Genomic DNA, 26,807 nt, shown 5'->3' on the forward strand with positions numbered 1-26,807 from the left:
CCACGACGAGCATGACCATGCGATCCCTTGGACGCGTAGGTCATCGAATCCGCGACGAGTGCGGTGGCGAGCTCGCGCGCCTACCGCGAAACATGACGTGCGACGCGGTCCTAGATGAAGGCGCGGCTTCTTCCTTGCTTGCTATGGCATTGTCCTGATGACCGTTGATCGTGCCGAGCATCCATCATCAACTGTATTTCAGGCCTAAAAGCCGTTCGCCGATCATGACGACTGCGACGTCGTCGGATCGCGACGGCAGCCCTATTCGGCAAGCAGTGAAAGCTGGTCCGGTGTGGCGTCGTTGATCGTCTGAGCCGACTGTGCCCCTTGGAGGAACTCTTTAGGCGCGGATGTTACCGGTGCTTCGATCTCGCCGGCGTGTGCAGGCGTTACAGTCGGCAAAAAACCGCCTTTTGCAAGTATCCGATAGAGCGCCTGCCGTGAGATTTTCAGGCGCTTTGCCGCCTCTGATTTGACGCCGTTCGCCGCATCAAGAGCCGCGATCGCTTGCTCGAAAGTCACCACATGTCGCGACAGGCGCTCCGCCGTCGCAAAGGTTGAGATGTAGGCCGTCGCCTTCGCTGCCAAGCTATGCCCCGCGGCTTCGACCAACTGTTGCATGGCCCTTTGATGGAGTTCCGGATCGGGCCGATGATCAGGCAGCTTGATCGGTGCCGGCACCCCCGTTATCGCCTCGTACATTTTCTGGAGGTAAGCGTGGCGCAGTCCGTGAACCGTGACGCCCAAGCCACTACGCGTGATGCCCTCCTTCTGGAGGACGTGATAAAAATGGCGGTACCACCGCTTGAGCGACCATGGCTCCGGAATCATTGAACCGGTGCGGGGATTGGCGAGCCTCGCTGCACGGATGAGGACTTCATATTGCCACTCAGCATCGATCGGCACGAGCCGGGGCCTGCCGCCCTTCGTACCATCGATGACGTGCAGGTGGCCCGACACGCGCAGGCATTGCAGTGGACGCAGGAGCATGCTTTCTTGGGCACGCAAGCCGAACGTCGCTTGCAGTTCGACTTGAATGGCAACCCACCGATCATGCTCGCAGAGCCGGGAGATCACTTCGTCGACGTCAACGTTAGCCGCCTCCCAGGATTTATCTTCTTGCGCGACGTAATAGCGGCGATAACCGTCCGGCCGCTTGATGTAATCATCGACGGATCCCACGAGCTGGTGCTTTTTCATCCAGGCGGCAAGCGTGCGCCAGTAGGTCAGTTTGTTCTCGACCGTGCCGGGCGCCTGATCTTTTTCCGCGACCCAAAGCTTCACGAGAAACGCGATGTGCTTTTCGGAAAGGTTCCAAGGCGACTGCAGTGCGAAGCCGCCCTTTCGCAGTTCGCGGAAGCCGGCGATCAGATGCCGTACGCGATAGGTCTGCGTCTTGATGGAGATTGCGTTCGACGTGACGCGCGTCGTGCTGTGGGGTTTCGATAGGTGCCGATTGAAGAGTTCGGCGAGCTCTTTGGTGAGCCGCTGAGGCAGCCCTGCATTGTCCAACAGGGGTAAAAAGTTGAATTGGATCTTCATGACCGTCGCATCAAAGGCGACGTTCTCACCTATCAGAAGAACGTCCCGGGTTGTTGGAATACTGCACGCTTTGCTTTCCGGGATCTTAGAGATCAGATTTTCGATTCACCCGGCGCAGGGAAGCACTGCCGCCTAATGATCCATGCGCCGGACGAACCGATGCATGGCTACTTGACCGCAGGCGTTAGCCTGTCGAGCCAAGCAATTCCTTTTGCGCTTTTTGGTATCGGCAGCGCGAGCCGACAGAATGGGATATAGAAATCCGCACACAAGGTGCAAGTGATTTCCCGTCTTGCGAGCTTGTTCATCACGGTCGCCTCGATTTGGAACCGCGCGAACCGAGCTTGGCGAGAGTCGCCCTCGACGAAAGGCATAGGTGACGTTCGCACTGTCCGTGCGAAGTTGTTCGTAAGCGGTCCATCTTCGACGTCTGGCAGTGAGCGACAGTAGCGAGGACCATAGGTGTCCACCTATCTTGGAGGTGGACACCTATGACTGGCATGGACTCAGAGTTGGCAGTAGTGCGTCGCAGCAGCGATGGCCGTCGCCGCTATGACGAAAAAAGTAAACGCGCCTTGATTGAAGCAGCACTTCGTCCCGGAGTATCAGTCGCCGGTCTGGCTCAGCAGCACGGCATCAACGCCAATCTGCTGCGCAAGTGGATCGCGAAGTACCTGGTGGAGCGCGAGAATGGCATTTCGCCAGCGTCGCAGCATAATGGCAACGACGAATACAACCCGCCTCAGCCCGACAAGTCGATTAATGACGTGGCCGTCGATCTGCCAGGGTCGCACCAACCCGTCCCGGTCGCGGTAAAGCCGTCTGCGTTCGTGTCGGTCGTTTCAGCGTCGCCGACACAACCGTCCACACCGCCATCGATGACACTTGCCTTGCATGTGCGTCTGTCGAACGGCGTCGAGCTTGAACTTGGCGGGGCAATCGCGACCATCGACGAATTGACGACCATGGTTCAGATTCTGGGGAGGATGCCGTGTTCCGGTTCGACGACGATCTGAAGGTCTATCTGCACCGCGATCCCGTTGATTTCCGCTACGGCATGAATAGCCTGTCGATTCTCGTCGAGCAGTCGATGCGCCTGAATCCGATGGACACTTCCCTATACATCTTCGGAAACCGGCGTCGCGATCGGATAAAAATCCTTGGCTGGGATGGCAGTGGTTTCTGGCTTCTCATAAAGCGATTGGAGAGAAGCCACTTCATCTGGCCCGACAACAAGGCTGAGATCGTGACGATGACCACCAACGTGCTGCACGCGCTACTCGACGGCGATGACATCACCGCGATTCGACGGCATCCCAAGCAGGAATATCATCGCGTGAGCTGAACAGTGAGGCGGCGTGCAGGTCTAACCGCCATGCCGATCAACGTCACGATCACCGCCGAGGAACTGAAGGCGTTGCTTGCCGAGCGCGATGCTGCACGTGCATTGCGAGAGCAACAGGAGGCATTACGCGGCGCCTTGCGGCTCGTGACGGCCGAGCGCGATCTCGCTGAGGAGCGCCTTCGAGCCTATCGTCGCGAACTGTTCGGCGCGAAGAGTGAAGCACGAGATTCTGATCAACCTAGCTTGTTCAACGAAGCCGAGACGCTCGGCGCGAACAGCGCGCCCGCGCAGGAAGACACGCCGGAGACGACGGTCGCCGCGCACAAGCGCAAGAAGCGCGGTCATCGCAAGCCGCTTGATCCGAATCTGCCGCGCGAGGTCGTGCGACACGAACTGCCCGAAGCCGAACGCTTCTGCACGAACGATGGGCACGCGCTCGTCGAGATAGGCGCGGAGATCAGTGAGCAGCTCGATGTGATCCCCGAGCAGCTTCGGGTGATCCAACACCAGCGCATCAAATATGCGTGCCCATGCTGTGACCTCGGCATCAAGGTCACGCCGGCGCCGCCGCGCATCATCGCGCGCGGACTGTTCAGCGAATCAGCGCTTGCATGGATCGCCACCGGCAAGTATCAGTTCGGCATGCCGCTGTATCGTCAGGCTGGTTTGCTGTGTCGCTTCGGCGGTGACATCTCGTCGAACACGATCGCCGCCAGCATGGTTCGCGTTGGCCTCGCGACCCAGCCCGTGATCAACTTGATGCGCGATGCGTTGCTCGAGGCAGAGCTGATCTACTGCGACGAAACAACGTTCCAGGTACTGAAAGAGAAAGGGAGAAAACCACAAACGAAGAGCTACCTCTGGGCGCAGATGACCGGCTCGGGCGTCCCTATCCGCTGCTTCAGCTATACACCTGGACGCGGCGCCAAGCTGGCCGACAAGCTGTTCACGGGCATCCGCAAGGGCGCCGTTCTAGTAACTGACGGCTACGAGCCCTACAACGACATCGCTCAACGCTACGACCTCGTGCACCTCGGATGTTGGGCGCACCTGAGGCGGTACTTCATCAAAGCGGAGGACAACGTGCCCAAAGTCGCCCGTTCGCCCGATCTGCTCGCGACACGCTTCATCACGCTGATCGGCAAGCTGTTCGCTGCAGAGGCCCGCTCTAAGAAATGGAAGCCTGAGCGACGACAGCGATTGCGACGGCGATACAGCACGCGCATCCTCGACGCCATCTACGCCTTGGCGCTCGCGCAGTCGCCCGGCATCGTGCCAAAAAGTCTGCTTGGAAAGGCACTGACCTATCTACGCGAGCAGTGGCCGAAGCTGATCCGCTATGTCGAGAACGGCAGTTGGCCTATCTCGAACAACCCTTGTGAGAACGCGATTCGCCCCTTCGTCGTTGGGCGCCGTTCATGGCTTTTTAGCGACACGGTTGCAGGGGCAAACGCTAGTGCAAACCTCTACAGCCTCATCGAAACGTGCAAAGCCGGCGGCATCGATCCTTATCGTTACCTCCACTGGTTATTCCAGCGCCTTCCGCTGGCGAAGACCGTCGACGACTACGACGCGCTGCTTCCCTGGAAGATGCCCGCAGATCTCCGCTGACCCACTTCGCTATCACGTATCACGGCGCTCTACCACCTTACTCTGAGCGGCGTCGTTCGTGGATCGCTTACAGTTGTTCTCAGACGATGCGAAACTGCGTTTCGCTTGGAAGGCCAGTGCCGACGCCGTACTCCGATGACTCAGTTTTCGGCACAGCACGCTTGGCTGCATTGCAGGGTTGCTGCGAGATCAAAAACGTAGCGTCCGTCGGACGCCGAGGAGATTGAAAGTAGTGCGTTGCACTAAGGTCGATGCGTTGTAACGCGGATAGGTGAATTCGATGATGCGCTCCTCAGCGCCGAGTTGGTGGTGGAAAGCTCACGATTTTGATACCTCTTTCGACCAATGAGCCCGCACGCATTATTAAGTCCGAGAAAGGCTGCCGCTTTGCTTTCGAAACCGATGCACCGCCAATAAGCGCGCTTGCGTTCAGCCTTCGTCGCGACCGGCGCTGCCCGGCACTTGCGTGGCAACGATATCGCGTAAACATCGGTACATCGGCCTTCAACCCCGTTTGCCTGCCAACGGTGCTACGTGAATGCGCTCCCGGGCATGGCCCCAAGGCTGCGGTGCTCTCAGTGAAGAACGACAACTATCTTGGCCGCCCGTGTTGCCTCACGGGATCATGTTACTCCCGGGTAATTGTCATTCTCCGATGGTTGGCGATGAAGGCTGGTGCCGCGTAGCGGTGCCGGAGTTCAAGTCCGTGTCGCCGAGTATCTGAATGACTAGTTCTCTGGCATGGTTCGATCGCCATACCTTTACCCGGCGTTGCAGCGTACGCAACTGGGCGCTGGAATACGTCGCCGGTGCCATCGCGACGAGGCGCTCGTGCAGTTTTCTTGCCGTAATACCGGGCTCAGCCTGAAGCCACTGCTGGATCGTCGGCCATGTATGCTCGCATGGGTCTTCGCGGCTGCGCCAAGTGTGAGGGACGCGCGCCTTTCGGTGATGCGTTGGTCTTACCTCGCCGTCCTGCCACGCTGTCCCGAGACTCGCCAGGAAGTCCGCGAGAGGAATACGACCAGGTGCTTTTGCGTCTGCCAGCGCCGTGCCGGATTCGCTACATCGCGCGACGTGCTGCTGAGCCTCGCGCATTCGGCTCAAAAGGTCCAGCGGGTCGAGCGCGCGAAACTGCGCACGCAGTCTGCGTTTGGTCATCTCCGGAACCGACGCCGACCGCAAGACGCGCTCGAGCGGCGTCAAGGGCGCTTCATACCGCTTCGTGACCCTTGCGCCATGACGTGTCTTCGATTTCAGCTTGAATGAAGGCTGGAAGAAGTTGATGTACAGACGCGAGACCGCGTACAGAGACGCAAGAGCTTCCGTAGCTTCGAGTCCACGTAACCTGCCGTATCCGACGAGACGGCGCACGACTGATCCGTTTTTTTGCTCGACGCACGCCTGGTCGTTTTTCTTGTACGCGCGCGAGCGCGTCAGTTCGATACCCGTTGCTTTGCAGAAGTCGAATACAGCTTCGTTCATGAAAGCCGTATCGTTATCGCAATCCAGACCGCGAAGCGGAAACGGCAGTGGTCGACGAACTTGTTCGACGTGCTCGAGTACGAACGCACCGCTTCGATAGGGCATGGCCCGGCATTCTGTCCATCCAGTCGCAATATCGGTCAGGACGAAGCTGTGCACGAAGTCGCCGTCGATCTTGGTGCCACCGCAATGCTCGACGAAATCAACTTCAAGGTAACCCGGCAGAGGATTATTCCAGTCAGAGAACGTCCGGATTGGCACCGCACGGCGAATCGCATTGCCGATTCCGCCAGCGCGACGGCGTTGACCGACAAAAGCCTGTTCGCGCACGTCACGTAACAGCCGGTCGATGGTGGCGGCACTGATCTGCTTCAACCGCTGGCGAACGTCCTTCGAGAGGGTCATGTGGCCATGCCGTGTCATCGAGTCGATCAGCGTTGGAATGAGCGCCTTCAACCGTTTGCCGCAAATCCGATCGCCCGCCTCCCACAGCGTGATCAGCGCGGCCCGCACCTCACCATCGTAGCGTCGCTGCGGGCCGGGCTTCGTTCTCGCGGGCCCGGGCTCGCGGCACAGCACGCGAATAGCGTGCTTGCGATGATACCCGGTCACCTGAACGAATTCGTCCAGTATCTCGCACTTCTCAGCGCGCCCCGAACGGCGGTACCGCTCGCCGGCCGCTTCCATCAATTCTCGCCGTGTTGCCATGCTGAGCCGCCTCGCCATAAGTCGCTCCCGCAAGCATTCTGACGGGTAGCAAATTACATGAGGCAACGTCCCCGGCTCGGTAACAAGAAACCTGAGTCAATGCGGCGGCCATCGTAATCGACAATCTACAGCGCAGCTTCCGGCGATCTATTCGAAAGCTAGCTCCTTTCCGCATGTTTGTTTCCGGCGTACGACAGGTGGTTATGGAGGACCAACCGAAGCGGTAGACCTGGGCAAAGAGCAAAAGGCAACTGCGCGCTCTCAAATGCAGTCTGCAGCCCTGCACATTCCCGTAGGTTAGTGTGAGCAGCACGCGGTAAAGCACTCCCTGACGCGGCAACTTTTGCACACGTCGAAATTATCATGTTAAAGGCTATTTGCGAAAAGAGGTACAAAAAGGCATCTCTTTTCGCTGCACGACGCACGCGATTCGTGATAGGCGATCGTCGGTGCGCCCATCCTATTTCACTGGGTCGCATGAGCGGGGAATTCCACGGTCGGCGGTAGAATGGCGATGCGAGTTCCGATTCTCATCTTGCCGCGTTGGAACAACCCTTTCGCGACGCCTAGCCTTCAATAACCATTGGGGGAGCTTGTTCCCGACTGTGCCCGACGCCACATCTCACTGACTCAACACCATTCATCGCAGGTCGAGCGTGCCACGTGCGTGCAACGAGCAGACGGGGCGGCGATAGACGATCATCAGGCGGTCATGGACTCGTGCGCGGTTGCGTTGCCTCCCTACGCTCTCTTCTGCCGGGACGACGACGGTCATCCTGACCGCAGGCGATCCGCCGCTGGGCTGGCTGGTACCCATGTTTCCCGAATCGGTGGCATTCGCCACGATTCGTTGGGCTTTTCCGCAAGCTCGGCCCGCCTGCGACGAACGGATTCACGCGATGACGCGTTCGCGCAGCGGACCGGTGTATGCTCTCATTCCCGGCCACCTCGACAAGGGCCAGTACGACGCCGCGCGCAATGCGCGGGAGACCGCGGACTCGCAGACCGCGCTCGCGGATTACGGCTTCGCGCTCGACGTCGGCTCCTGCAAGCTGTACGACGCCCGCATTGGGGCCGGCGTGTATCCGTATCAATGGTGCTGGGTCGCTAACGCGCGGTAGTGGATGGCCGCGAAGGCCGACGTCTTTCCTGCCCACAGCCGCGTGGCGATGGAGCATGACTGCACCGCTAAAGGGCGCCCGCGGCCCACGCTCGGTCAGTCACCCCGTTCCGATGCCGCGCTCAGCGGTTGCACAGAGTCTCTTCTTGATCGAATTACCAAGCAGACCAGCGGCATGTCCGCCTCGCTTCCGCGATGCGGCACAGCGATTGCGATGGACCCGAATCAGGCTTCGAACGCATCGGATGAACACGGGCTTTCAGCGCCCGAATTCAGCGTTGCAGCGATCACCAACGACTGATTCCTAAGAAGGATAGCTGAGAGCGATATACGGTTTCGCTAGGCGTGCACCGTGCCGGATCGGTCGTGGTTGCCTTTGCATCTCGACCATGCATGGCGCGTCATAGTGCGCTCGAAGAGCAGTGGCGCGAGCTTTATCGTACCGGTGCCCTACACGCTGATCGAGCGCGTAGAACGCATTGTCCATCACGAAGTGCCGGCCTCCGCCGTGCTTCTCGCCAGGCAGAAGGTACAAGCATGACCATTTACGTGTCGCTGCCGGTTCACGAAGCGCCGCTCGTCGTCGCGGACCAGTTGGTGAACTTCGCGCGCTTTTTTCCGGAAGCCTGCGTCGTGCTCCATGTGTCGCGCAGCGGCAGGCTCGACGAAGCCTGCCTGCGTGCAACGCTCAATAGCCAGCGCTGCGAGAACTACCTGATCAACCCTGCACATGAGCGCACGGTTTGGGGCAGCATCTTCCGCGCGCATCTTTCGAACATCGCGTTCATCCGGTCGCTCGGCGATGCATCGCATGTCTGCTTTCATGCGTCCAACGACATGCTCGTGGCGCCGGGCGCGGCCGGCCATATTGCGCGGCACGGGCGCGGCTATAACGTGAGACCGATCACGCCGGGAAGCTACTGGTGGGTCAGCCCGAAGGCGCGTGCAGACGCCGTGCTCGACGCCCTTTGCAAGACCTTGGGCAATTGCCCGCTCGTCGGTTCGCAAATCGAAGGCGCATTCTACGAGGCCGACACCGTGTTCGAGGTCGCCGATATAGCGCGCGGTGCGCACCCCGGCGAGGCCGGCTATCCGCTCGAGGAAGTCGTTTTTCCGACCATTGCTCATGCAATCGGCGCGACGCCTCGCGTCACGCCCTATGTGTACTCCGAAACACACGTCTTCGACCGCACGTACTGGCGTTTCCTGCAAGCGTTCGAATGGCTGTTCGGTAACAACTGGCGTCGTGCGCGCGAGCTCAGGCACTGCGTCGAATATGCGTTCATCAAGACGCCCTACTACCGCTTGAGCCCCGGCATGATCGGCGTCATCGTGCAGATGAGCCGAGGCATTTCCGACAGCGCGATCGACGACGTGCAACTCGCGCGCCGCCTCGAAGGGCTGCAGTGGATGAACGACGGAGACGCGACATGGCAAGTCTTCGACCGGCATTCGCTTTACGGCGTCAAACGCGTGCCTCGCACGCTCGATAACCCGCTGCGGCATCTCATCCGCCAGCTTCCTTCAGCCCGCGTTCCGTCCGCGCCCGAGCGGCCCGCCTCATCATGAAGACAAGCGACATCACCGTGGTGTTTCAGGGCGCGCTCAAGCCGTATATCGGGGCGGACCGGGAATCGTTTCGCGAGAACGTCCGTCAGACGCGTCGCGCCTTGCCGAACGCCGACATCATCGTCTCGACGTGGAAAGGCGCGGAGCTTCCTCGCGGGCTGCTGGCCGATGCCGTCATCGAGTCGGACGATCCGGGCGGCCTGCCCGGCATCAAGTACGACTCGCCCAAGGCGAACAACGTCAACCGGCAGATCGTCTCGACCCTCGCGGGGCTCGAATCGGTGCGCACGCCATATGCCGTCAAGCTGCGCACCGACAGCATGCTGGAACATGCCGGCTTTCTCGACTTCGCCAAAGCCATCTATCAGCGCGACGGAAAAGACACGCGCATCGTGGCGAATTCGTTCTTCACGCTCGACCCGACCATCTTCGAGCGTCTGCCCTTTCACCTGAGCGACTGGTTTCATTTCGGCCGCACGGACCGGCTGCTCCAATACTGGAGCGCGCCGCCCGTCACGCCTGCCGATGCCAACTGGTACGACCGCGAGCGTCACCTCGCAGGCTCGACGTTATTCGAGCGCAATTTCCGCGCGCGCTTCGCGGTGGAGCAGCACCTTTGCATGCACTACGCCGCGCAACACGGCTATGTGGTGCCGCAATTGCTGAATGATGCAAACCCGGTCGTGCTCGCGTCGTTCCACCGATTCGTCGCGAATGAGACCTTGATTCTCGACCCGTGGCAGATCGGGCTGTGCATGCGCAAATACGAATGGGTGGGTGCTTCGCTCTTTCAGCGAATCAATACCCTGATGTACCTCGACTGGCTGGCTATTTCCGGCAGCGGACCGCTCGACGAGAGCAGCACCGAGGCGACGCAGCGGCTCATCGAACGGCGCCGGAAACTGAAGAGCGCCACGCGAGCGGGATTCCGGGCGACGAGGCCACTGCATCGGTTCATGTTTTCGACGCAACGCGGATTCCCTTTGCGGCGCGCGGCCGTGCTGCTGCTAGGACGACTGCAATGACGACGAGTGGTGCCATCGAACGGCGATGGCTTGCGCGAGACGCCGCCCGTCTTTCTTCAACCCAGCAACGCACATCATGAAGATCACTGCCGTCGTCGTCACCCGTAATCGCCCCGCCCTGCTCGTGCGCGTGCTCGATGCATTGAGTGGGCAGAGCTTGCGCCCGGGCGAAGTCATCGTCTTCGACAATGCAAGCGATGAAGCGACGCGCGACATGTTGAGCACGAGGCACGATGCGACCGTGCTGCGTAGCGATTACAACATCGGTGGCGCGGGCGGCTTCGCCCGCGGCGTGCAGCACGCTCTCGCCCGAGGCGCCGACTGGGTATGGCTGCTCGACGACGATGCGGTCCCGCACCGCGATGCGCTGCAACGTCTCGTCGCGGCGAGAGCCTTGCTGCCCGCCGATGTCGGTGCGCTGTGTCCCTCGGTCGATGAATTCGGCGCTGTCGCGTTACAGCATCGCCGCTATTTCGACAGCCTGTTCGGCCGCGAGCGCACCGTTGCGGCGTCCGCGTACAACGAGTTCGCAGTTCGGATCGACACCGGCTCCTTCGTGGGCTTCCTCGCCGACGCCCGCGCGGTGTGGGCCGCCGGGCTGCCGCGCGCGGATTACTTCTCGGCCTATGACGACACCGAGTTCTCGTTGCGGCTAAAGGCGGTCGGCTTTTCGGTGTGGCTCGTTCCCGAAAGCCGCATCGATCATTTGCGCGAGATCGGCGCGCGCCTGCGCAACCATTCATTCGGGCCACGGCATTACTACAACGTGCGCAACCGGATTGCGGTATCGAGTCAGTATGCACGGTGGCCGCTTCTCGCGGCGCTCAGGGCATCGGTGGTCGGCGTTGCCTTGTGGATGATTTCGAGCCATCCGTGGCAAGTGCAGAGCATGGAGATGCTCGTTCGGGCGCTGGCGGACGGGCATCGGAGAAGGCTGGGTGAGATCCGCTCATCGACCGGGGCGGCCGACGGCACGACCGTGCGCACGACCGGCTATTGAAGCGGCCACGACGCCGATTCGACTTCTACGGGCGGCGGCGGCGCACCCTGCTCGCGCCGGACTGGCTCGATATCGGGCCTCTTGAAATACGCTACACGCAGATCCATGAAAGGCTTTTCGATATACAGAAAGGTTAGCTTGCTGACCAATACCGTCAGGGGCAACATAATGACGAACGCGCAAAAGAGCGTTGTCACCGTGGTTGACCGGCTGATGTGAGGTAATAATCCGGAACGAGCCAGCGCCTCTGCAATCGGCGCCTGAAGCAGATAGATGGAAAAAGTAAGTTCGCCGCCTCTTGCCAACAGGCGATCTGCGAATCGGGGAATATGCAACATCGGCGACTGGTAGCCGACGATAAAAGCGGCAAAAATAATTCCTTCAAGAGTGAAACTGAAGACCGCATCGATTAGCGGAATGTCCCGGTACCAGAAACAATAGACCGGCATCAGCACCAATGAGCCGGCAAGCAGCGCAAGCGATATGGCATCGATTCGTGCGCGATGCGATCTGTGAAGGCATGCGGCGAGCATTCCAATCAGAAATTCGTCCATTCTTCCGATGATGGAATGGTACTCCAGCCAATACACATCTCCCTTGATCGCGAACAGGCATAGACGGATGAGAATGAAGACGGTCAACAGCCCCACAAGGTACTGCGGGCCCTGTTTCCGAACGAACAGGAAGATGAAGGGGAAGATCAGGTAGAACTGAAACTCGACTGAGGTTGTCCACCAGGCGCCGACCGGAAACAGCTTTTGTCCGAAGCCACTGATTTCGTCGCCGACATTCAGTTGAAGCAGAAGGAGGTTGAGAACGGTGTCGCCGCTGAACTGCAATTTCCCCACGCAAAGCAACACGAAGAACATGACTGTCAGCAGAGGGAAGATGCGCAAAGCGCGGTTCTTGACGAAACGCCAATAAAGGATGGTCCCTTGGTTGTCCAGAGCGATCGAAGTGAACAGGTAGCCACTCAGAACGAGGAATAAGCCCACTCCAATATGGCCCTCCTGGATCACCGACACGAAGAACCCCGTCGTATGGGGCTCAAAGTCGCCTCCGGCGTAAGCCCACACATGAGCGAGCATGACCAGTAACGCGGCATAAAGCCGAAGGTGGTCGAGACGGCTCCAATACTTGTTCTCGTTGGGTGATCTCATACCGCCCTCTGCTATCCCGGACGATGATGGCCGGATGGAATCTGCGCTCATGCGCCTCACAATGAATCGGAAGCGCGGTTGGCTTGAAGCAGCGCTCTATCGAATCGGATGGTCCTCGTCGAATCGCACGGCCTTCCTGCTGAAGCAAGCGCCGGCCCACGTGCGCAGACTATGCACATGGGCACGCTTCTGACGAACAGTCCGGTTCACTCCACCGGACGGCTGGCGCTGCGCCGGCTGCCTCCCTCGTGCCGCTACCCCCGCCTGCTCCAACACCGCCTGACCCGCCCGGCATCGGTGACCTGTCAGTGCGTTAGAATTGAAAAAATTCGTAACATTCGTGTCTTTGAAGCGTCTCCGCCTAGCGGCTCGGCGCTTCGTGCTGAGAGCCGGAAGCCAAGTACGTATCGCCGTGAAGGCGTCGCTGCCCTCGCACATGGGCATTACGCACGACAGCGGTCACCACTCCCTTGCGGAATAACCAGCAAGCGCGTCCCGTTGCCGAAGATTGATTCCCATGGAGATTTGAACCAGTGGAAACGGAATTGGAGTCGTTCGGCACAGCGCGGAGCGCAGAACCGCGCCGTTCAACACCGGGGCAATGTCGCCGAGCGCTGCAGTTGCGCGCGCATCACACTGCGAATACCGCGTTCTGGCACAAACAGTCGCGAATGCATCTCGAGTCGAAGCCCAACTCATCCATCTAGTTAGAGAAGAGAACAATGACCTCGGTAGTAGATAGTTCGTTCGTTTCCAAGCCGGGAAAGAACTTCGCACTGGAGGGCTTGCGTGGAATTGCAGCGCTCGGCGTCGTGTTCTCGCATTGTTTCTATACTTTCTTTCCGTATCTTCAGACGGGAGAAGTCGCCGACCAGCGAACCGCGTGGGAGTTCTGGTTGTTCAACAGTCCTTTCCGTTCGTTGTACAACGGCACCTTCGCCGTCGCCGTGTTTTTCCTGATGAGCGGCTATGTGCTGACGCGAAGGTTCTTCAACTATGGCGACTATCGCTCACTTCAAGAAGGCGCGGTGAAGCGATATATTCGCCTGGCGCTGCCGGCCGGCGCCTCGATAATGCTGTGCTCGATCCTGATGGAGTTCCATCGGTTCGCAGCGAAAGACACAGACCTTTCCTCGTTCATCCGCCACGTCTACATATTCGAGCCGTCGCTTCTCGATGCCGCCAAAGATGCGGTTTACGGCGCTCTGGTCTTTGGGCGGGCAAATTACGACTATGTCCTATGGACGATTCAGATCGAATTTCTCGGCTCCTTGCTCCTCTTCGCCTATTTGGCGCTTTTCGGTCAATGCAGGTTCCGAGTCACGATCGCAATGGCCGTGAGTGTCATGCTGGTGTTGATCGAGCCAACGAACGGCATCTTCTTCGCGCTTTTCTTTGTTGGCGCGTTCATGCACACCTGGCGCAGGCCGACCTCTCCTCGCGTCGTTGTTCTTTGCGTGCTCGTAGGCTCCTATCTCGGCAGCTATCACTGGCGCAGTCTCCCATCCGCCTGGATCGTAAGAGGCGCAGATGCGCTCATCCGATTGGGACTTCGACTCGATTGGGGCGTGCTTGCCTTCGCCGTCGGCGCGGTTTTCGTGGTATGGGTTTCCCTCGGCCAGAATCAGGCAAGCGCGTTTCTGTCGAAGCGCACGGCGGTCTGGTTAGGCGACAAGTCGTTCTCGCTCTACCTGACGCATACGCTGGTTTTATCCTCGCTGGGCGTCGACGTCTATCTGTGGACGGCAGGTCTCCCTTATCAACTTCGCGCCTGGATTTCCATTGCCGCTGTGACCCTCGCAAGTCTCGCGGTTTCGATCGTATTCGCAAAGTTCATCGACGCTCCGTCTGTCAAGCTCGCACAACGGTTCAGCGACTTCTGTATGCGTGATCGTCCGTTGCCGATGACCTCACCTGACCCGGCGCTCGTCGACCCGCCCCGTCAAAACAATCCGCCAGTCTCCGCCCGTACTGACACGGGAAAATCAGCGCACTTCGGAACCGAAGGTACCGGCGAATGAAGCGGCCCGACCCGTGGTTGCGTCATGAGGGTCCGCTAACTACCGCGCTTGGCCAGCAGAATGTTTGGTAACCGGTGCGAGCACAAGCCACCGTGAAAGCGGCGCTCGCAGAATGCACGTGACGACAAATTCATGCTGCTATTATTCAGCGTTGCTTTGGTCTGCCACGCCTGGTTAGGAGAGAGCGATGTTCCGTGCAATGGTGAAGGAGGTAGCCCTCAACATTCCTGCCGTTCGCCGCGTTTTCGAACAGCGGGACACCGCGCTTGTCGGGGTGGAACGCGCGCGAACGCAAGCTGAAGACGCGTTGAGACGATTGGAGCAGGCCGAGCGACAACTGCGCGAAGCACAAGACCGCGTAGCACATCTTTCCGATCAGCTGAGCTTGCCGCAGGTCGAGGCAATACCCGAACATGCGACCGCTGTGTTCGCGCATTGGGGCGAGGACTCCATCGTCGAGTTCGTTTTCTCGAATATTACGGACGGCCGATACCTCGATATCGGCTGTTTCCATCCCGCCCTTTATTCGAACACCATGCGTTTGTACAGGAAGGGCTGGACCGGCGTGAACGTCGATCCCAATCCGTTCATGATTGAACAATGCCGCGCAATGCGTCCCCGTGACATCAGCCTCAACAAGGCGGTCGGCAAAGAGCACGGAACCATCGAGTATTACTGCTTTCATGACTGGGCATCCAGCAACACCGCGTCCCGTGACTTCGCGCGCGTCATCGCCGAAAATCAGAACCTCGAGATGCCTGTCGGACGGACGGTCGAACTGGTTACCATGAGCGAGCTCATGGAGGCGCATTTCTCCGAGCACACGCCGGATTTCGTGAATATCGACGTCGAAGACCTGGATGTCGAGGTCCTGCATTCGGGCGACTGGACCCGCTTCAGGCCGAAACTTGTCGCGATCGAAGATATCGGGTTCCGAATCGAGGCGCCCGAGGAATCGCGGATCTATCAGTTCCTGAGAAAACAGGGCTATCTGATGTTCTCGCGCTGCGTGTACACGAGTTTCTTCATCGAAGAAGACTTCAACGGGAAGTCATTTCAGTTTCGCTGAAGCAGGCCGGAAAATATGCACGCGCTCCGCTGCTCTAGCCCGGCAGCGGACACGGCGGCCAGCGTGCCCGCCGGTGCCTGTCTTCGTTAAATTTCATTGAGGTAAGATAGCGGCCTGAATATTGGCGACCGTCCATGAGCGGCTCGCGATCGCCGCCGATGGCACCGACGGCTCCTTGCGCTGGTTTCCGAACACGTATGATGGCCTCCCAAACCGACTCCGAAAGCATTCTCGTATTTATTCCCGCATACAACTGCGAGGGCCAGATCGGTCGCACATTGCGGCAACTCAAGGGTGCCGAAGGCTTTTTCCGGGAAGTCATCGTTGTCGACAACCGGAGTCCCGATAATACGGTCGCTGCCGCGATCTCCGCCGCTAGCAGTCTCGACTTGCCGGTACGCGTCGTGCGAAACGTCGATAATCTCGGCCTTGGCGGCTCGCACAAAAGCGCGTTTGCGTACGCAGCCGCTCAGGGTCACGATTACATCGTGGTATTGCACGGCGACGATCAAGGAAGCATCGGCGAGTTGCTTCCCCATATCGAGAGCGGCGAGCATCGGAAAGTGGACTGCCTCCTTGGCGCCCGTTTCATGCCGGGCTCGCGGCTCGAGGGCTATTCCGCCTTTCGCACCTTCGGGAACGAAGTATTCAATCTGCTGTTCTCGGCCGCCGCGGGCAAGCGTCTCTACGATCTGGGTTCCGGCCTGAACATGTATCGCGTCGATTCCGTGCGCAATCTGCGCTACCAGGGTTTCGCCGACAACCTCACTTTCAATTACTACATGATTCTGGCGACGGTCTGGCATCGCTGGAAGATCCGTTTCTTTCCGATAAGCTGGCGGGAAGACGATCAAGTTTCGAACGTGAAGCTCACTCGGCAATCGCTGCAAGTGTTGAAGCTTCTCGCCACCTTCGTTTTTCGGCGCCGCTATTTCCTCGAGACCAACCATTCTCAGCGCACGCCGGACGCCTACCGCTTCGAGACTGTGTTCGACAACGGCATGTCGAGACAGTCGCTTTCCGGACAGGCTGATGCGCGAACCTAAGAACCGGCGACTCTCGCTTTGGTGCTTCTTCGCGTCGGCGCTTCTGTTCATAGGCTCACTGCTGTCGTGGCTTCCGCTGGCCTGGCCGCGCCTCGTCTCGGCTCCGGCGAGCCTTCTGTTGGGGCCGCTCGCGCTCTACGTGATGGCGCATGCCGGTCGTATGTTGAGATTGGGCCTGCTCCTGGGAAGTATTCGGCTAAGGAAGCTCCTGGGACTCTACGTCTATACGGCCGCATGCTCGGCGCTCATTCCGTTCAAGCTCGGTGAACTGGTCCGCATCAACGAGTTCGCCTGGCAGCAGGCGGGCAGCTACGCGCGCGGCCTGGTCATCGTCTGGGTCGAGCGGGTGTTCGACATGATCGCCGTGAGCGCCATCGTTCTGCTTCTCGTGACGCACGCCGATGTCGCGCTCTTCTCGCTCGCCCCGGTGCTGTGGCTGACCTGCGCTTTCGTGCTGGCCACGTTGTGCTTCTTCTTCGTACTGCCCGAGCAGCTCGGCGCACTGAATCTTCACGTCATCCGGACCTATCGCAATGAGAAAGCAGTGCGCGTCCTGAGAATTCTGGAAGCGGTCAACGACCTGTCGCAACTCGCGCGGCCGTTACTGAACGGTCGCGTGCTGACGTTCAGTCTCATCACGTTTTTTATCTGGGCCTTTGAGCTGTTGGCGGTCGGCCTGCTCATGCACGATCTGAGAAGCTGGAATCCCTTGTTGCAGCTCGTCAGCCAGTTCGCGGACATCATCTCGCATGGTGCCGGACATCGGCCGTCCACCGACGCACCGGTGTCCCTGTTCGATCAATGGAAGATTCAGATCCTGGCCATGCCGGGCCTTATCTCGCTGTTCGCGTTTCGTTATTGGCGACGCGGCTCGGCGTCGCAGCGTGAAGGATGGGCAAGGTGAAGAAGATACTGCTATACGACAACACTCAAGCGCCGCCGAGTGATGTCTGTAACCTATTCGGCATTGAGCGCTTTGCCGATGTCTACTACCGCAAACGCTCGCTCGAGCGATGGATCTCGGACCTGGCCGAACAGGCGGGACTCGATTTTCTCGATATCGATGCTCTCGCCTATCCGGACTCGTTGGCGAAGCCTCCACTCGCGGGTTCGGAGCGACAGACCGTCATCTACGTCCCTGCGTGGATCGCGTTCGGCTGCGCAGAAAGAGAAGCTTCGCTGTTCCTTCAAAAGCTGAGCTTTACTCGCAACAACCTTCGAGTGGCCGGTGAGAGAGCGCAGTTCAATCCGAGTTCGCCGTACATCATGGTGCTCGTCGACGCCATGGCGCAGTCGTTCCTGCAAACCCTTGCGTCGGGCGAGTCTGCCGAAGCGTTTTTTCGGGAAATGGGCGATCGTTTCGAGTCCGTGCCGGATCACGCGGGCATGATCGACCTGCGCGATCCACTGCGGTTCACCGATTACCTGACCAGCAACTTCGACGCGCGGTTCTTCAATTCGGTCCAGACAGTCAATGATTTCGTGTTGTTGAAGCGATCGACCGAAAGTGTGAAGCTAAAACGCGAGCACGACTTTTATCATCTGCTCCCAGCGTCGATGCAGATGTTCTTCGTGCAGCCTTTCGATTTCCAGCAGGAAGCGCAAGGCGCGAGCTACAAGATGGAACGCCTGTTCGTACCGGATATGGCGCTTCAGTGGATTCACGGCTCGCTCAACGAGCTTCATCTCGAACGCTTTCTCGACAAGGTTCTGTTCTTCGTGCGATCACGGCCGACGCGAGAGGTGCCGCGCGCAACTGCCCAAAGTGCGCGTGAGGAGGCTTATCGCTCGAAACTGGTTGCGCGTATCGAGCAGCTGGAAGCCCTGCCCGCGTATGCAGCCATCGAGCCGTATGCCCGTGCGTCCTTCGGTGGAGTACGCGCGCTAGTCGATCATTATCTGGCGTTACTCGACCGGGCGAAGCCGGCGCAGATCGAGAACAGTCTTTGTATCGGTCACGGCGATCTGTGCTTTTCGAACATTCTGTATAGCAAGACCACTGGGCTCATGCGTTTCATCGACGCCAAAGGCGCGGAGACCGAAGACGAACTGTACGTTAATCCTTACTACGACATCGCCAAGCTTTCGCATTCCGTGGTCGGCAACTACGATTTCATCAACTACGGACTATTCCGGCTCGACATCGACTCGGATCTCAAGGTCCGCGTGCAGATCGATCCGATGCCAAAGCCGTGGGCCGCCGATATGTTCGAGCGCAAGCTCATCGAAAACGGTTTCGATCCCGTACTCACACGGCTCTACGAAGCATCGCTGTTCATCAGCATGGCGCCGCTGCACATCGACGTGCCGAAGAAAGTCATCGCGTTCCTGATAAACGCGGCGGACATCCTCAACTCGCTGGACCGGAAACTTTGAGGAGGAAAAAATGCTCTGCAAACAGAAATGCATCGTGCTGGACATCGACGGAACGTTGTGTCCTAAGAAGGCCAAAGACGAATCGTATGCCGACCTGCTGCCATTTCCCGAAATGATGCAGCAACTCGCCCGATATCGCGAACAGGGGTTCTACGTGATCCTGTTCACGGCGCGCAACATGAATACCTATGACGGGAATATTGGCCGCATCGTCGCCAATACCGGCAAGCAGTTGATGGAATGGCTGGATCGACATCAGGTGCCATACGACGAACTGCATCTCGGCAAGCCCTGGCCCGGCCGTGGCGGCTTCTATGTCGACGACAAAGCCATACGGCCCGACGAATTTCTCAAACTGTCGTATAGCGAAATACTGAAACTGGTCGGTGAAGAACCCGGCGGAGAATGACAATGACCAACGTAATCGTGACGATGGGCGGACTCGGGAAGCGGTTCCGCGATGCCGGCTATGCCATTCCCAAGTACCAAATCGTGGCCCATGGAAGGACACTGTTTACGTGGTCGATGGCGAGCCTTTCGAGCTTCGTTCAGGCCGGCGCGCGGTTCATCTTCATCGTTCGCGCGGAAGACAATGCTCGCGCGTTCATCGAGCGCGAGGCGGCAGAGATGGGCATAGAAGAGCGCAGTATCATCGAGATCGGCTACCTGACCGACGGTCAGGCGACCACGGCAACGCTCGCGAAAGACGCGATCCTCGACCCCTCGCAACCCATGCTCGTGTACAACATCGACACCTTCGTTCATCCCGACGCGTTGCCGGCGCATGCCGTTCGGGGCGACGGCTGGGTGCCCTGCTTTCCGGGCAAGGGCGATGGATGGAGCTTCGCGGCGGCGGATGACGACGGGCGCGTGACAGAACTGCGCGAGAAAGTGCGCATATCGCCGCATGCCACCATCGGGCTGTACTGGTTCTCATCCTTCTCGCTGTATTTGCAGGCGTATCAGTCCTATTACAGCGACAAGTCCAAAATCGAAAAGGGTGAGAAATACATCGCGCCGCTCTACAACGAACTGATTTCCTCGGGCCGGCCCGTCTTCCTTCACGAGGTTCCAGAGTCAGCCGTGATTCCGCTCGGCACGCCGGCCGAAGTCGACATGTTTCTGCGGGCCAATCCGCCGTCGCTCTGAGAAAACGAGAACACTTCCCCGAGAAGAACCTATTCGGTCCGCAAAGCAATGATTTCGAGAGAAGTTTGCATGGCCCAGATTCTTTCTTCTTCCACGCTGCCAAACGCCCACATTGCGGGGATTGTCTAGCATGCTGATGCGATTCGGCTTCGTCTCGGGGCTTGGCTGGCTCATCGACTTTTGCCTTTTCGGTACCCTGACCGCGCTCAAGGCACCGGTATGGCTATCGAATACGGTGAGTGCCACGGCCGCCGTTCTTTTCGTTTTCTTTGTTTCGGTGCGGCGTGTATTCAGTTATCACGGGCATTACTTGTTGCGCAAGTTGCTCTGCTACATCGTCTATCAGGCGATTGCGATCCTGAGCGCTTCGTTTCTCATTGAACTCCTCACACACCACTTGTCGCTCGCGCCGATCGTGTCGAAGATCGTCGTCACGCCGATCACGTTCTACTGCAACTTCCAGTTCATGTCGTTGATTACGACGGGCAGGCTCCGCATGCGCTGATCGAATAGCCGCGCGGCCTCATGGTAAGGCCGCAGCAGCTCATGTCGCGATACACACTGCTCAGTTGGTCGGCGGCGCGGTGCGTACTTTGACCGACGCAAGCGCAGAAACAAACGACGCGGCAGCCAGCGCCACGAGCACGAAGAAGTAACGCGCTTCAGGCGTCGGAATGGTGGCTACGAGGGCAGCCGCATTCAACAAGCCGAGACCAGAGAACAGAAACGCTTCCCTGCTTCGCTTGATAAGCCAGCCTGCAAAAAGCCAGACAATCGATGCGAGCAGCACAACCGAAGTGCCCGGAGCGGCGTCGTATCGCTGAGCGAGGCGACTGATCCATTGCGGCCAGTCCAACGTGAAACCACGTACCTGATTCCGATAATATTCGTTCTTTGACCCCGCTGTCGGACATGCGGGCGGTGCGCTCAATGCGCAGATCTTATCGAAGTCCGGTGTGAATTGTGGATGCAGAATCGCCCCGGACGACATCAGAAAGCGATCACGAACGATAATCGGCAAGTTCTCGAAGATTCGAATAGCGCTCAATTTCACGAGCGCCTTTGTCTGATCATCCGGAATGGTCCGCCACGGATCAGCGAACTTTTCCCACAGCGGTATCGACGAGGACGGTGTGTAATGCGCCACCACGAACTTGGGGTCGATAAAGCGCGACAACACTTGCTCATCGAAAGATCTTGATGGCGTGCGATATGCCGGCTGACTGGTAAGCAGCGCTCCCCACGGGTTGAGCAGCAATGCCACGGTCTGGAAGTTGCGATTCGTGGTCGATGCGTCCGGATGTGCTTCGGGGTACAGTGCGGAGCCTTTGATAGCGCTCGTCGACGCTAGCGCAATGAGCATGCAGACGGCCACTCCCCAAGACGGCATGCGCCGCTTCGGGAACACAATGAGCGCCGCCAGAAAGACCACTGCGTTGATCAACCCATTGTGACGTGTGAAGGTCGCGAACACGGCGCACGCCACGAACGAAACGCCAATAGCAACCGTTCCGCCGAGGCGCGCCTCGCTCCGCCGAATGAAGGCCAACAGTGCATGACAAGCGAACACCGTGAAGGCAGCGAAGAAGGAATCGGTGAAGAACTGCGTCGACTGGCGCAAGTAATAAGGCGAGACGCCAATCACGATCGCAAGCAGCGCGATGCGCCACGGTTTGCGCGCCCACAGGACCGGCAGCGAGAGCGCTATGGCGCACAGCATGGCGCCGACGATCGGAACGGCATAGACGTGATCGGCGAACAGCAGAATGTACGCGCTCGTCACCTCGAAGAGAAAGGATCGCCAGTCGCTGTAGATCGCCATTGCAGTCAGTTCGAGCGTGTGATGCGTGTCCCAATACAGCGCGCCGATGGTGGGAATGGTCAGGATAAGAACCGCTGCCGCAAGCTGAACACCGGTCGCCGTGACGAACGCAGCAACGTTGCTGATGGCTCTCCTCTCAGACAGCAATAGATAAACCGCAGCGCACACCAGAGCCGAAACGAGTGCGCCGACTAACGCGACACCGACCCGGACTTTCAGCTGCGCCGAGCACACGCTCAATGGATACAGGACGAACAAGCAAAGCGACGCAACAACGACAAAAAGAGAAGCGAGTTTGCATTTCATATGCTTAAGCGAGGAAGTCGAGCGCATCCCGAGTTCGATAAACGTGTGCCCTACAGACGGAGCGCGACAGCCGATGCTGCTCGCGCAGCATCGGCTGTCGCTACGCGGCGATTCGCCTACGCACTGCGCGAGCCAGTTTGGCGCCGCGCAAGAGGATTGGGAGTGTCCAGGGCGCCACACGATGCAGAGCCTGGTTCAAGCGAATGGCCAGGAAAACGGTGCGGCTTTTCTCGAAGAATTCGACGCGCGCCCGTGCCGTTTGCAGTTCCTCGGAGACTGAAGCGTCGGTCACGGCTGCGGCCGGCACGCCGCCCTCCACCACGTACAACGGAAGTCTCGACTGGCCGAGCATCAGCGGCTTTTTGCGCAGCAGATCGTGATAAAGCACTCGATGCCGCGCCACCCGATCGGCCGAATGGAACATCGATTCCGCGCGTCTGCGATAGAAGAAGTGAATGCCGTTCGTGACGATGAAGCGCTTTCCGGCCATCACGGCACGCATATAGAGATCCCAGTCTTCGTAAGCCTCCAATTCTTCGCGGTACCTGAGTTCGCGCAAGACGGACGTTCTTGCCATGCAGGTCGCCGTCGAAAAGCGGTTCTCCAGCATGCCGACCGCACGGGCTTCGCCGTAAAACACGGCGTAGTCGGGAAACGAGACCCGCTGGCCAATTTGCCCTTCTTCGGCGTCGTGGAAGAAACCCGCCTGCGGCACCACGAAATCATGGTCCGGCGAGGTGTTGAGCGCCTGCACCGCGAGTTCGATGAAATTGGGGTTGATGAGATCGTCGGCGTCGAGCGTCAACACGTACTCGCCGCGTACGTGCGTTAGCGCGACGTTTCGCGTCGCCGCGAGGCCGAGATTCATCTCGTTGCGCACGATGCGCAAGCGTTCGTGAACGCCTTCCAGCCGCTCGATCGTCATCTGGCTGAAGTTGTCCGTCGAACAGTCGTCAACCACGATAATCTCGACGTTGGCGTAGGTCGAGGCTAGCACCGAGTCGATCGTTCGATGCAGGTACACTCCCAGGTTGTAGTGCGGAACGACGACCGACACGAGCGGGTCCGGCGCCGTGCCCCGCACAGGCGAGCGCTTCGCGACGGCGAACGTCCACGGCGCAGGAGTCTGAGGCGTGGTCACCACCTCGCGCGCGCCGCCCTTGACTGCGCGTCCCAGCGCCTCGGCGAGGCCGGCGGCGGTGCCGTCGAACTTCACGCAATTGATGCCTTCATGCCACGGCGAATGCTCGCCGAACGCCGGATTCGTCCCGTTCAGCACGCATATGCCGCCGGAAAGCGAGGCTTCGTACGCCGACAGGCAAAACGATTCGAATGACGAAGCGGTCACGCACACGGAGCGAGACACGATGGCGTGACGTTCCATCGCGCTCAGCGTGCCGAGGAACTGGAAGCGGTTCGATACATCCGCCGGAATCAGGCGTCGGATGCGCTCGACGCTTTCGTCCGTCGAGTGAGCCGCGAAAATGATCGAGCCATGATACTCAGGTGTCGCTCTCAGGAACCCACAGCATCCACGGACGAAGAGTTCAGGACGCTTGAGATGCTGAATCTTCGATGAGAAAACGATGTTCAAGTCGAGACTGGGTTCGATGGACCGCGTCGCCACCGGGCCGACATCCAGCAGCACCGGCGACGCATGAAGGCACGCCCGCGGGGACCATTCCTCGTCGGAGAATGAGAAGAATGTCTGAATGGCGTTCGCCACCTCGGGCAACTGGGCGACGATCAGATCGCAATCGGCCAATGCCTTGCGTTCGAGGTCGAAAATCACGGCTGTCTGCCGCGTCGCTGGCCGGTGATCGACATCGGCTAGCAGGCTGTCCGCCGTGTGCAGCCGCACCGCGAGCACGGTGTCCTGGAACGCCGTCCCGAGCAGCTTCTCCTGGATTGTCGCGAAGCCGAGGCCTCCCCAGTCAGGAAACTCCACGTAGTCCAGCTTGCCGACTTCCTCCGCGAGTTGACGCACGCCCTGCATGGCACTGACGGACAGCCAGTGCCATTCAGAATCGGTGAATGCCCATTCCGGCGGATAGCTCGTGCCGTTCGCATCGGCGAGCCGGTATGTCTGCCTCGACGCCAAGACCAGCTTGACCTGCGGATAGAGCGCAGCAAAACGTGCCCTGTCGAGATGGTCGCCCACCCAAACGAGAGCGGTGCGCGCAAGCTCGGTTTCGGTCGAAACCGAAAGCATGTTCGCTATCGAGCGGCCAATGCCCCCGTTCGTAAAGGGGAACAATTCGGTGGTGACAAACACTCTCATGTCGAATGAACCGTCAAAGTTTCAGGAATTCTACGTAGCGCTGACGCGACAACTCCAACAGTGCTGATTTGTAATCGGACATCATGCCCTGCATCTCGCCATGGTCCGTGCTCAACACACGGTCGATGCGCTGTCTGACGTCCTCCACGCTCATGGGATTGTCCACCGCTGTCGCGCGGACGTACTCATGGTCCTCGAGTCCGTCAAGAAACAGCGGACCACGCACGCAGGGCGTGCCGACGGACATCGATTCGAGGTCCACCATGGGATGACAGTCGATCGTCGTCACGTTCAGCACCACGTCCATCGACGCCATGACCTCGAGCATGCTCGAATGGTCCCGATACGCGAGCTTCGTTACCTTCGACGCCAGCCATTTCGGCAGATCGAAGGTCTTCGCCACGACATAGATCTGGTCGACACGGTCGACGCATTGCGCCGCCAGTACGTTCGTCGCAAGGTTCTTTCGCAGGTCGTTCCAGGACGGAGCCAGTACACTGCACTTGTCGTTACGGGGAACCCGGCGCGCCACGCTTTGCTCCTTGAACAAGGGCGGCATGTTCACGAGCTGCGGCGCGAAGTTGCGCTCACCGATCACCGGACCGAGGCCGCGGCGGATCGCGCTGAAGCGGCGAACTTCGCCATTACGCGCCATCTGAATGGCTTGAAGTGCAAAACGGCGCTCATCGTCCCAGACCCACTGCGCGGTGGTGCCGTGCCACACCAGAGACTGATCGTCGAAGCCCACGCGCGACAAGGCCCGCGACAAGGCGTACATCGGATCGGAAATGCCATGAAGCACGAGTTTGCGGATGCGGTGCTGCTGAAGCAGTGCGATGATCCGTTCGATATCCGCGACCGGTATGCCCCGAGTGGACGGAACCGAGAGCTTCCAGCCGGGCAGCGCGCCGACAGCGGAACGTATGCCTAACCAGTCGACATTGAAGATGTGGCAGACCTGATCGAAGCGCGAGTCGGCATTCGCGTATTGCGTATCGCGTATCGATTGCCATTCGAACGACCGCTCCGTCGGAAACGCGCTCTCGAAGCTCTTGAGCGCCGAGTCGTCGCGCGCGTCCGGTACGACGTGAATGGCCGGCGATTCAGCCTGCGTGCGCACCAGTTGCTGCTGAAGACTCTTGCGCAAGTGCTGCACGCTTCGCAGCGCCTCACATTCGGCGGTGAGCTTTTCCAGACTGCGCTGTGCTTCGCGGTGAGCCTCGATTTGCTCATTGAGCTTTTGGCTCTGCTCGGTCAGCGCGCGCTGCTGCTCTTCGATGGTTCGACGCTGCTCTTCGAGGGTCTTCGCCTGAATTGAGTTCTTTTCCGCGAAGTCATGCAAACGCGCCTCGACCGTGGCGAAGTCACGATGTTCGAGCTCGCTCTCCAAGCCCTTCAGCGCGATCTTCAAGCGCGGAACACTCAGACGCAGCCGTTCGTCTTCCGAAAGAGGACGGGCCGCTTCGTCGCCGTCGAAGAGCGTGACCCTACGTTCACCGTCTGCGAGCGGACGCAGCAGATAGACGTCGTGATTAGGAATGCGACCGTGAATGACATCCACGTTGAAGTCGCTGGCGAGGTCGCCGACGTAATCGTGGAGCCAACACCCGGCATGCCAGTTGTTCTCCTTGATCTCGAAGGGAACCAGTTGATTCTCGATGAGAAGAAGATAGCCATCGGGCGCCAACAGCGACTTCATGTCGGCCAGTATGCGCGCGGCCTCGTCATGCGCGTTATGGATGAGCACGGAGACGGTAAACACCACGTCGAAGCGGCGTTCGGCAAACGCTTGCGCAGCCGTAGGCGCGATTCGCACGGCCTGCGCTGCGTCGAGTCCGGCGGGCGGCGTGTCGATCAACTCCCGGGCCATGGCCTCAGAGAAATCGTAGCCGTGATAGCGTACGAACGGATATTGCGAAAGCACGCGCGCCATGCGGCCGAATCCGCACCCGAAGTCAAGGACGTCCACCGGTCTGCCGAGCTTCCCGCTGAGTGCCTGGAGATGCGCAACGACCCACGCTTCCTGCTCGCGATAATTGGAATTGCCGAGATCGCTGCGCCATTCCTGCTGACGCCGATATTCGGTGCCGACCTGGCTCTGCCAGTAGTCTTGATTAACTGGTGACATGCCGTTTTTCTCGAAATTTTCCTTCGCAAATGGCGAAAGCTTAA

At 59.3% G+C, this 26,807-nt stretch carries 22 protein-coding genes; 16 read left to right on the top strand and 6 right to left on the bottom strand.

Annotated features, from left to right (window positions below; translation table 11 throughout):
- Positions 1-261: 261 nt before the first annotated feature.
- Positions 262-1,542, bottom strand: a complete 1,281-nt coding sequence (locus LDZ24_RS10390) for an integrase domain-containing protein (protein WP_248320379.1) — start codon at positions 1,540-1,542, stop codon at positions 262-264.
- Between the two features lie 491 nt (positions 1,543-2,033).
- Between LDZ24_RS10390 and LDZ24_RS10395 the strand changes: the two genes are divergently transcribed.
- Genes LDZ24_RS10395 through LDZ24_RS10405 form a run of 3 tightly spaced genes read left to right on the top strand, consistent with a single transcriptional unit; the run spans position 2,034 to position 4,498 of the window.
- Complete coding sequence (locus LDZ24_RS10395; protein ID WP_248320380.1) at positions 2,034-2,558, top strand: transposase; 525 nt, start codon at positions 2,034-2,036, stop codon at positions 2,556-2,558.
- A complete protein-coding gene (tnpB, locus tag LDZ24_RS10400; protein WP_045463971.1) occupies positions 2,534-2,887 on the top strand; it encodes an IS66 family insertion sequence element accessory protein TnpB in 354 nt (117 codons plus the stop codon). Before LDZ24_RS10395 ends, tnpB begins: the two co-directional genes overlap by 25 nt.
- A gap of 30 nt (positions 2,888-2,917) precedes the next feature.
- Positions 2,918-4,498: an IS66 family transposase gene (locus tag LDZ24_RS10405; protein WP_248320381.1), complete on the top strand. Its 1,581-nt coding sequence runs from the start codon at positions 2,918-2,920 to the stop codon at positions 4,496-4,498.
- Positions 4,499-5,143: 645 nt separating this feature from the next.
- On the opposite strand, the gene LDZ24_RS10410 is transcribed toward LDZ24_RS10405, so the two are convergent.
- Positions 5,144-6,691 (bottom strand): transposase, encoded by a 1,548-nt coding sequence (locus tag LDZ24_RS10410; RefSeq protein ID WP_248320382.1) that lies wholly within the window; start codon positions 6,689-6,691, stop codon positions 5,144-5,146.
- Between the two features lie 899 nt (positions 6,692-7,590).
- Between LDZ24_RS10410 and LDZ24_RS10415 the strand changes: the two genes are divergently transcribed.
- From LDZ24_RS10415 to LDZ24_RS10435, 5 genes are all read left to right on the top strand, one after another.
- Complete coding sequence (locus LDZ24_RS10415) at positions 7,591-7,812, top strand: hypothetical protein (RefSeq protein ID WP_248320383.1); 222 nt, start codon at positions 7,591-7,593, stop codon at positions 7,810-7,812.
- A gap of 3 nt (positions 7,813-7,815) precedes the next feature.
- Positions 7,816-8,112, top strand: coding sequence for a hypothetical protein (locus LDZ24_RS10420; protein ID WP_248320384.1), 297 nt, complete (start codon positions 7,816-7,818; stop codon positions 8,110-8,112).
- A 236-nt stretch (positions 8,113-8,348) separates the two neighbouring features.
- Entirely contained in the window at positions 8,349-9,380 is a 1,032-nt protein-coding gene (locus LDZ24_RS10425) for a hypothetical protein (RefSeq protein ID WP_248320385.1), read from the top strand.
- The gene (locus tag LDZ24_RS10430; RefSeq protein ID WP_248320386.1) at positions 9,377-10,405 is read left to right on the top strand and encodes a WavE lipopolysaccharide synthesis family protein; all 1,029 of its coding nucleotides are present in this window, start codon (positions 9,377-9,379) and stop codon (positions 10,403-10,405) included. Before LDZ24_RS10425 ends, LDZ24_RS10430 begins: the two co-directional genes overlap by 4 nt.
- A gap of 76 nt (positions 10,406-10,481) precedes the next feature.
- Entirely contained in the window at positions 10,482-11,405 is a 924-nt protein-coding gene (locus LDZ24_RS10435; protein WP_248320387.1) for a glycosyltransferase, read from the top strand.
- On the opposite strand, the gene LDZ24_RS10440 is transcribed toward LDZ24_RS10435, so the two are convergent.
- Entirely contained in the window at positions 11,399-12,616 is a 1,218-nt protein-coding gene (locus LDZ24_RS10440; RefSeq protein ID WP_248320388.1) for an acyltransferase, read from the bottom strand. The two genes, LDZ24_RS10435 and LDZ24_RS10440, sit on opposite strands and share 7 nt — an antisense overlap.
- Before the next feature lie 671 nt (positions 12,617-13,287).
- On the opposite strand from LDZ24_RS10440, the gene LDZ24_RS10445 reads away from it, so the two are divergent.
- The 8 genes from LDZ24_RS10445 (at position 13,288) to LDZ24_RS10480 (ending at position 20,731) form a co-directional block, all read left to right on the top strand.
- Positions 13,288-14,586 (top strand): acyltransferase, encoded by a 1,299-nt coding sequence (locus tag LDZ24_RS10445; protein WP_248320389.1) that lies wholly within the window; start codon positions 13,288-13,290, stop codon positions 14,584-14,586.
- Between the two features lie 187 nt (positions 14,587-14,773).
- Positions 14,774-15,655, top strand: a complete 882-nt coding sequence (locus LDZ24_RS10450) for an FkbM family methyltransferase (RefSeq protein ID WP_248320390.1) — start codon at positions 14,774-14,776, stop codon at positions 15,653-15,655.
- 197 nt (positions 15,656-15,852) lie between these two features.
- Positions 15,853-16,701 (top strand): glycosyltransferase family 2 protein, encoded by an 849-nt coding sequence (locus tag LDZ24_RS10455; protein WP_248320391.1) that lies wholly within the window; start codon positions 15,853-15,855, stop codon positions 16,699-16,701.
- Positions 16,688-17,605 (top strand): lysylphosphatidylglycerol synthase domain-containing protein, encoded by a 918-nt coding sequence (locus tag LDZ24_RS10460; protein ID WP_248320392.1) that lies wholly within the window; start codon positions 16,688-16,690, stop codon positions 17,603-17,605. Before LDZ24_RS10455 ends, LDZ24_RS10460 begins: the two co-directional genes overlap by 14 nt.
- A complete protein-coding gene (locus LDZ24_RS10465; protein ID WP_248320393.1) occupies positions 17,602-19,077 on the top strand; it encodes a capsular biosynthesis protein in 1,476 nt (491 codons plus the stop codon). The genes LDZ24_RS10460 and LDZ24_RS10465 overlap by 4 nt, the downstream gene beginning before the upstream one ends.
- 34 nt (positions 19,078-19,111) lie before the next feature.
- A complete protein-coding gene (locus LDZ24_RS10470) occupies positions 19,112-19,486 on the top strand; it encodes a capsular biosynthesis protein (protein ID WP_248320394.1) in 375 nt (124 codons plus the stop codon).
- A gap of 2 nt (positions 19,487-19,488) precedes the next feature.
- Positions 19,489-20,226, top strand: a complete 738-nt coding sequence (locus LDZ24_RS10475; protein ID WP_248320395.1) for a glycosyltransferase family 2 protein — start codon at positions 19,489-19,491, stop codon at positions 20,224-20,226.
- 130 nt (positions 20,227-20,356) lie between these two features.
- Positions 20,357-20,731, top strand: a complete 375-nt coding sequence (locus LDZ24_RS10480) for a GtrA family protein (RefSeq protein WP_248320396.1) — start codon at positions 20,357-20,359, stop codon at positions 20,729-20,731.
- 60 nt (positions 20,732-20,791) lie between these two features.
- On the opposite strand, the gene LDZ24_RS10485 is transcribed toward LDZ24_RS10480, so the two are convergent.
- The 3 genes from LDZ24_RS10485 to LDZ24_RS10495 form a co-directional block, all read right to left on the bottom strand.
- Positions 20,792-22,381 carry a hypothetical protein gene (locus LDZ24_RS10485; protein ID WP_248320397.1) on the bottom strand — a complete coding sequence of 530 codons (1,590 nt, stop codon included), beginning with the start codon at positions 22,379-22,381 and terminating at the stop codon, positions 20,792-20,794.
- Positions 22,382-22,454: 73 nt separating this feature from the next.
- Positions 22,455-24,566, bottom strand: coding sequence for a glycosyltransferase (locus LDZ24_RS10490; protein WP_248320398.1), 2,112 nt, complete (start codon positions 24,564-24,566; stop codon positions 22,455-22,457).
- 82 nt (positions 24,567-24,648) lie between these two features.
- Positions 24,649-26,763 (bottom strand): class I SAM-dependent methyltransferase, encoded by a 2,115-nt coding sequence (locus tag LDZ24_RS10495; RefSeq protein WP_248320399.1) that lies wholly within the window; start codon positions 26,761-26,763, stop codon positions 24,649-24,651.
- Positions 26,764-26,807 lie beyond the last annotated feature (44 nt).

It is taken from the genome of Caballeronia sp. Sq4a, from assembly GCF_023170545.1.
Classification (GTDB): Bacteria; Pseudomonadota; Gammaproteobacteria; order Burkholderiales; family Burkholderiaceae; genus Caballeronia.

What these genes read in the sequence shown, in the direction of transcription:
- LDZ24_RS10425 (WP_248320385.1), top strand. Translation starts at nt 8,349, where the DNA reads ATGACCATTTACGTGTCGCTGCCGGTTCACGAAGCGCCGCTCGTCGTC.
- LDZ24_RS10440 (WP_248320388.1), bottom strand. Translation starts at nt 12,616, where the DNA reads ATGAGCGCAGATTCCATCCGGCCATCATCGTCCGGGATAGCAGAGGGC.
- LDZ24_RS10435 (WP_248320387.1), top strand. Translation starts at nt 10,482, where the DNA reads ATGAAGATCACTGCCGTCGTCGTCACCCGTAATCGCCCCGCCCTGCTC.
- LDZ24_RS10405 (WP_248320381.1), top strand. Translation starts at nt 2,918, where the DNA reads ATGCCGATCAACGTCACGATCACCGCCGAGGAACTGAAGGCGTTGCTT.
- LDZ24_RS10485 (WP_248320397.1), bottom strand. Translation starts at nt 22,381, where the DNA reads ATGCGCTCGACTTCCTCGCTTAAGCATATGAAATGCAAACTCGCTTCT.
- LDZ24_RS10480 (WP_248320396.1), top strand. Translation starts at nt 20,357, where the DNA reads ATGCTGATGCGATTCGGCTTCGTCTCGGGGCTTGGCTGGCTCATCGAC.
- LDZ24_RS10395 (WP_248320380.1), top strand. Translation starts at nt 2,034, where the DNA reads ATGACTGGCATGGACTCAGAGTTGGCAGTAGTGCGTCGCAGCAGCGAT.
- LDZ24_RS10415 (WP_248320383.1), top strand. Translation starts at nt 7,591, where the DNA reads ATGACGCGTTCGCGCAGCGGACCGGTGTATGCTCTCATTCCCGGCCAC.
- LDZ24_RS10445 (WP_248320389.1), top strand. Translation starts at nt 13,288, where the DNA reads ATGACCTCGGTAGTAGATAGTTCGTTCGTTTCCAAGCCGGGAAAGAAC.
- LDZ24_RS10460 (WP_248320392.1), top strand. Translation starts at nt 16,688, where the DNA reads ATGCGCGAACCTAAGAACCGGCGACTCTCGCTTTGGTGCTTCTTCGCG.
- LDZ24_RS10450 (WP_248320390.1), top strand. Translation starts at nt 14,774, where the DNA reads ATGTTCCGTGCAATGGTGAAGGAGGTAGCCCTCAACATTCCTGCCGTT.
- LDZ24_RS10390 (WP_248320379.1), bottom strand. Translation starts at nt 1,542, where the DNA reads ATGAAGATCCAATTCAACTTTTTACCCCTGTTGGACAATGCAGGGCTG.
- LDZ24_RS10490 (WP_248320398.1), bottom strand. Translation starts at nt 24,566, where the DNA reads ATGCTTTCGGTTTCGACCGAAACCGAGCTTGCGCGCACCGCTCTCGTT.
- LDZ24_RS10495 (WP_248320399.1), bottom strand. Translation starts at nt 26,763, where the DNA reads ATGTCACCAGTTAATCAAGACTACTGGCAGAGCCAGGTCGGCACCGAA.
- LDZ24_RS10475 (WP_248320395.1), top strand. Translation starts at nt 19,489, where the DNA reads ATGACCAACGTAATCGTGACGATGGGCGGACTCGGGAAGCGGTTCCGC.
- LDZ24_RS10420 (WP_248320384.1), top strand. Translation starts at nt 7,816, where the DNA reads ATGGCCGCGAAGGCCGACGTCTTTCCTGCCCACAGCCGCGTGGCGATG.
- LDZ24_RS10430 (WP_248320386.1), top strand. Translation starts at nt 9,377, where the DNA reads ATGAAGACAAGCGACATCACCGTGGTGTTTCAGGGCGCGCTCAAGCCG.
- LDZ24_RS10455 (WP_248320391.1), top strand. Translation starts at nt 15,853, where the DNA reads ATGATGGCCTCCCAAACCGACTCCGAAAGCATTCTCGTATTTATTCCC.
- LDZ24_RS10410 (WP_248320382.1), bottom strand. Translation starts at nt 6,691, where the DNA reads ATGGCAACACGGCGAGAATTGATGGAAGCGGCCGGCGAGCGGTACCGC.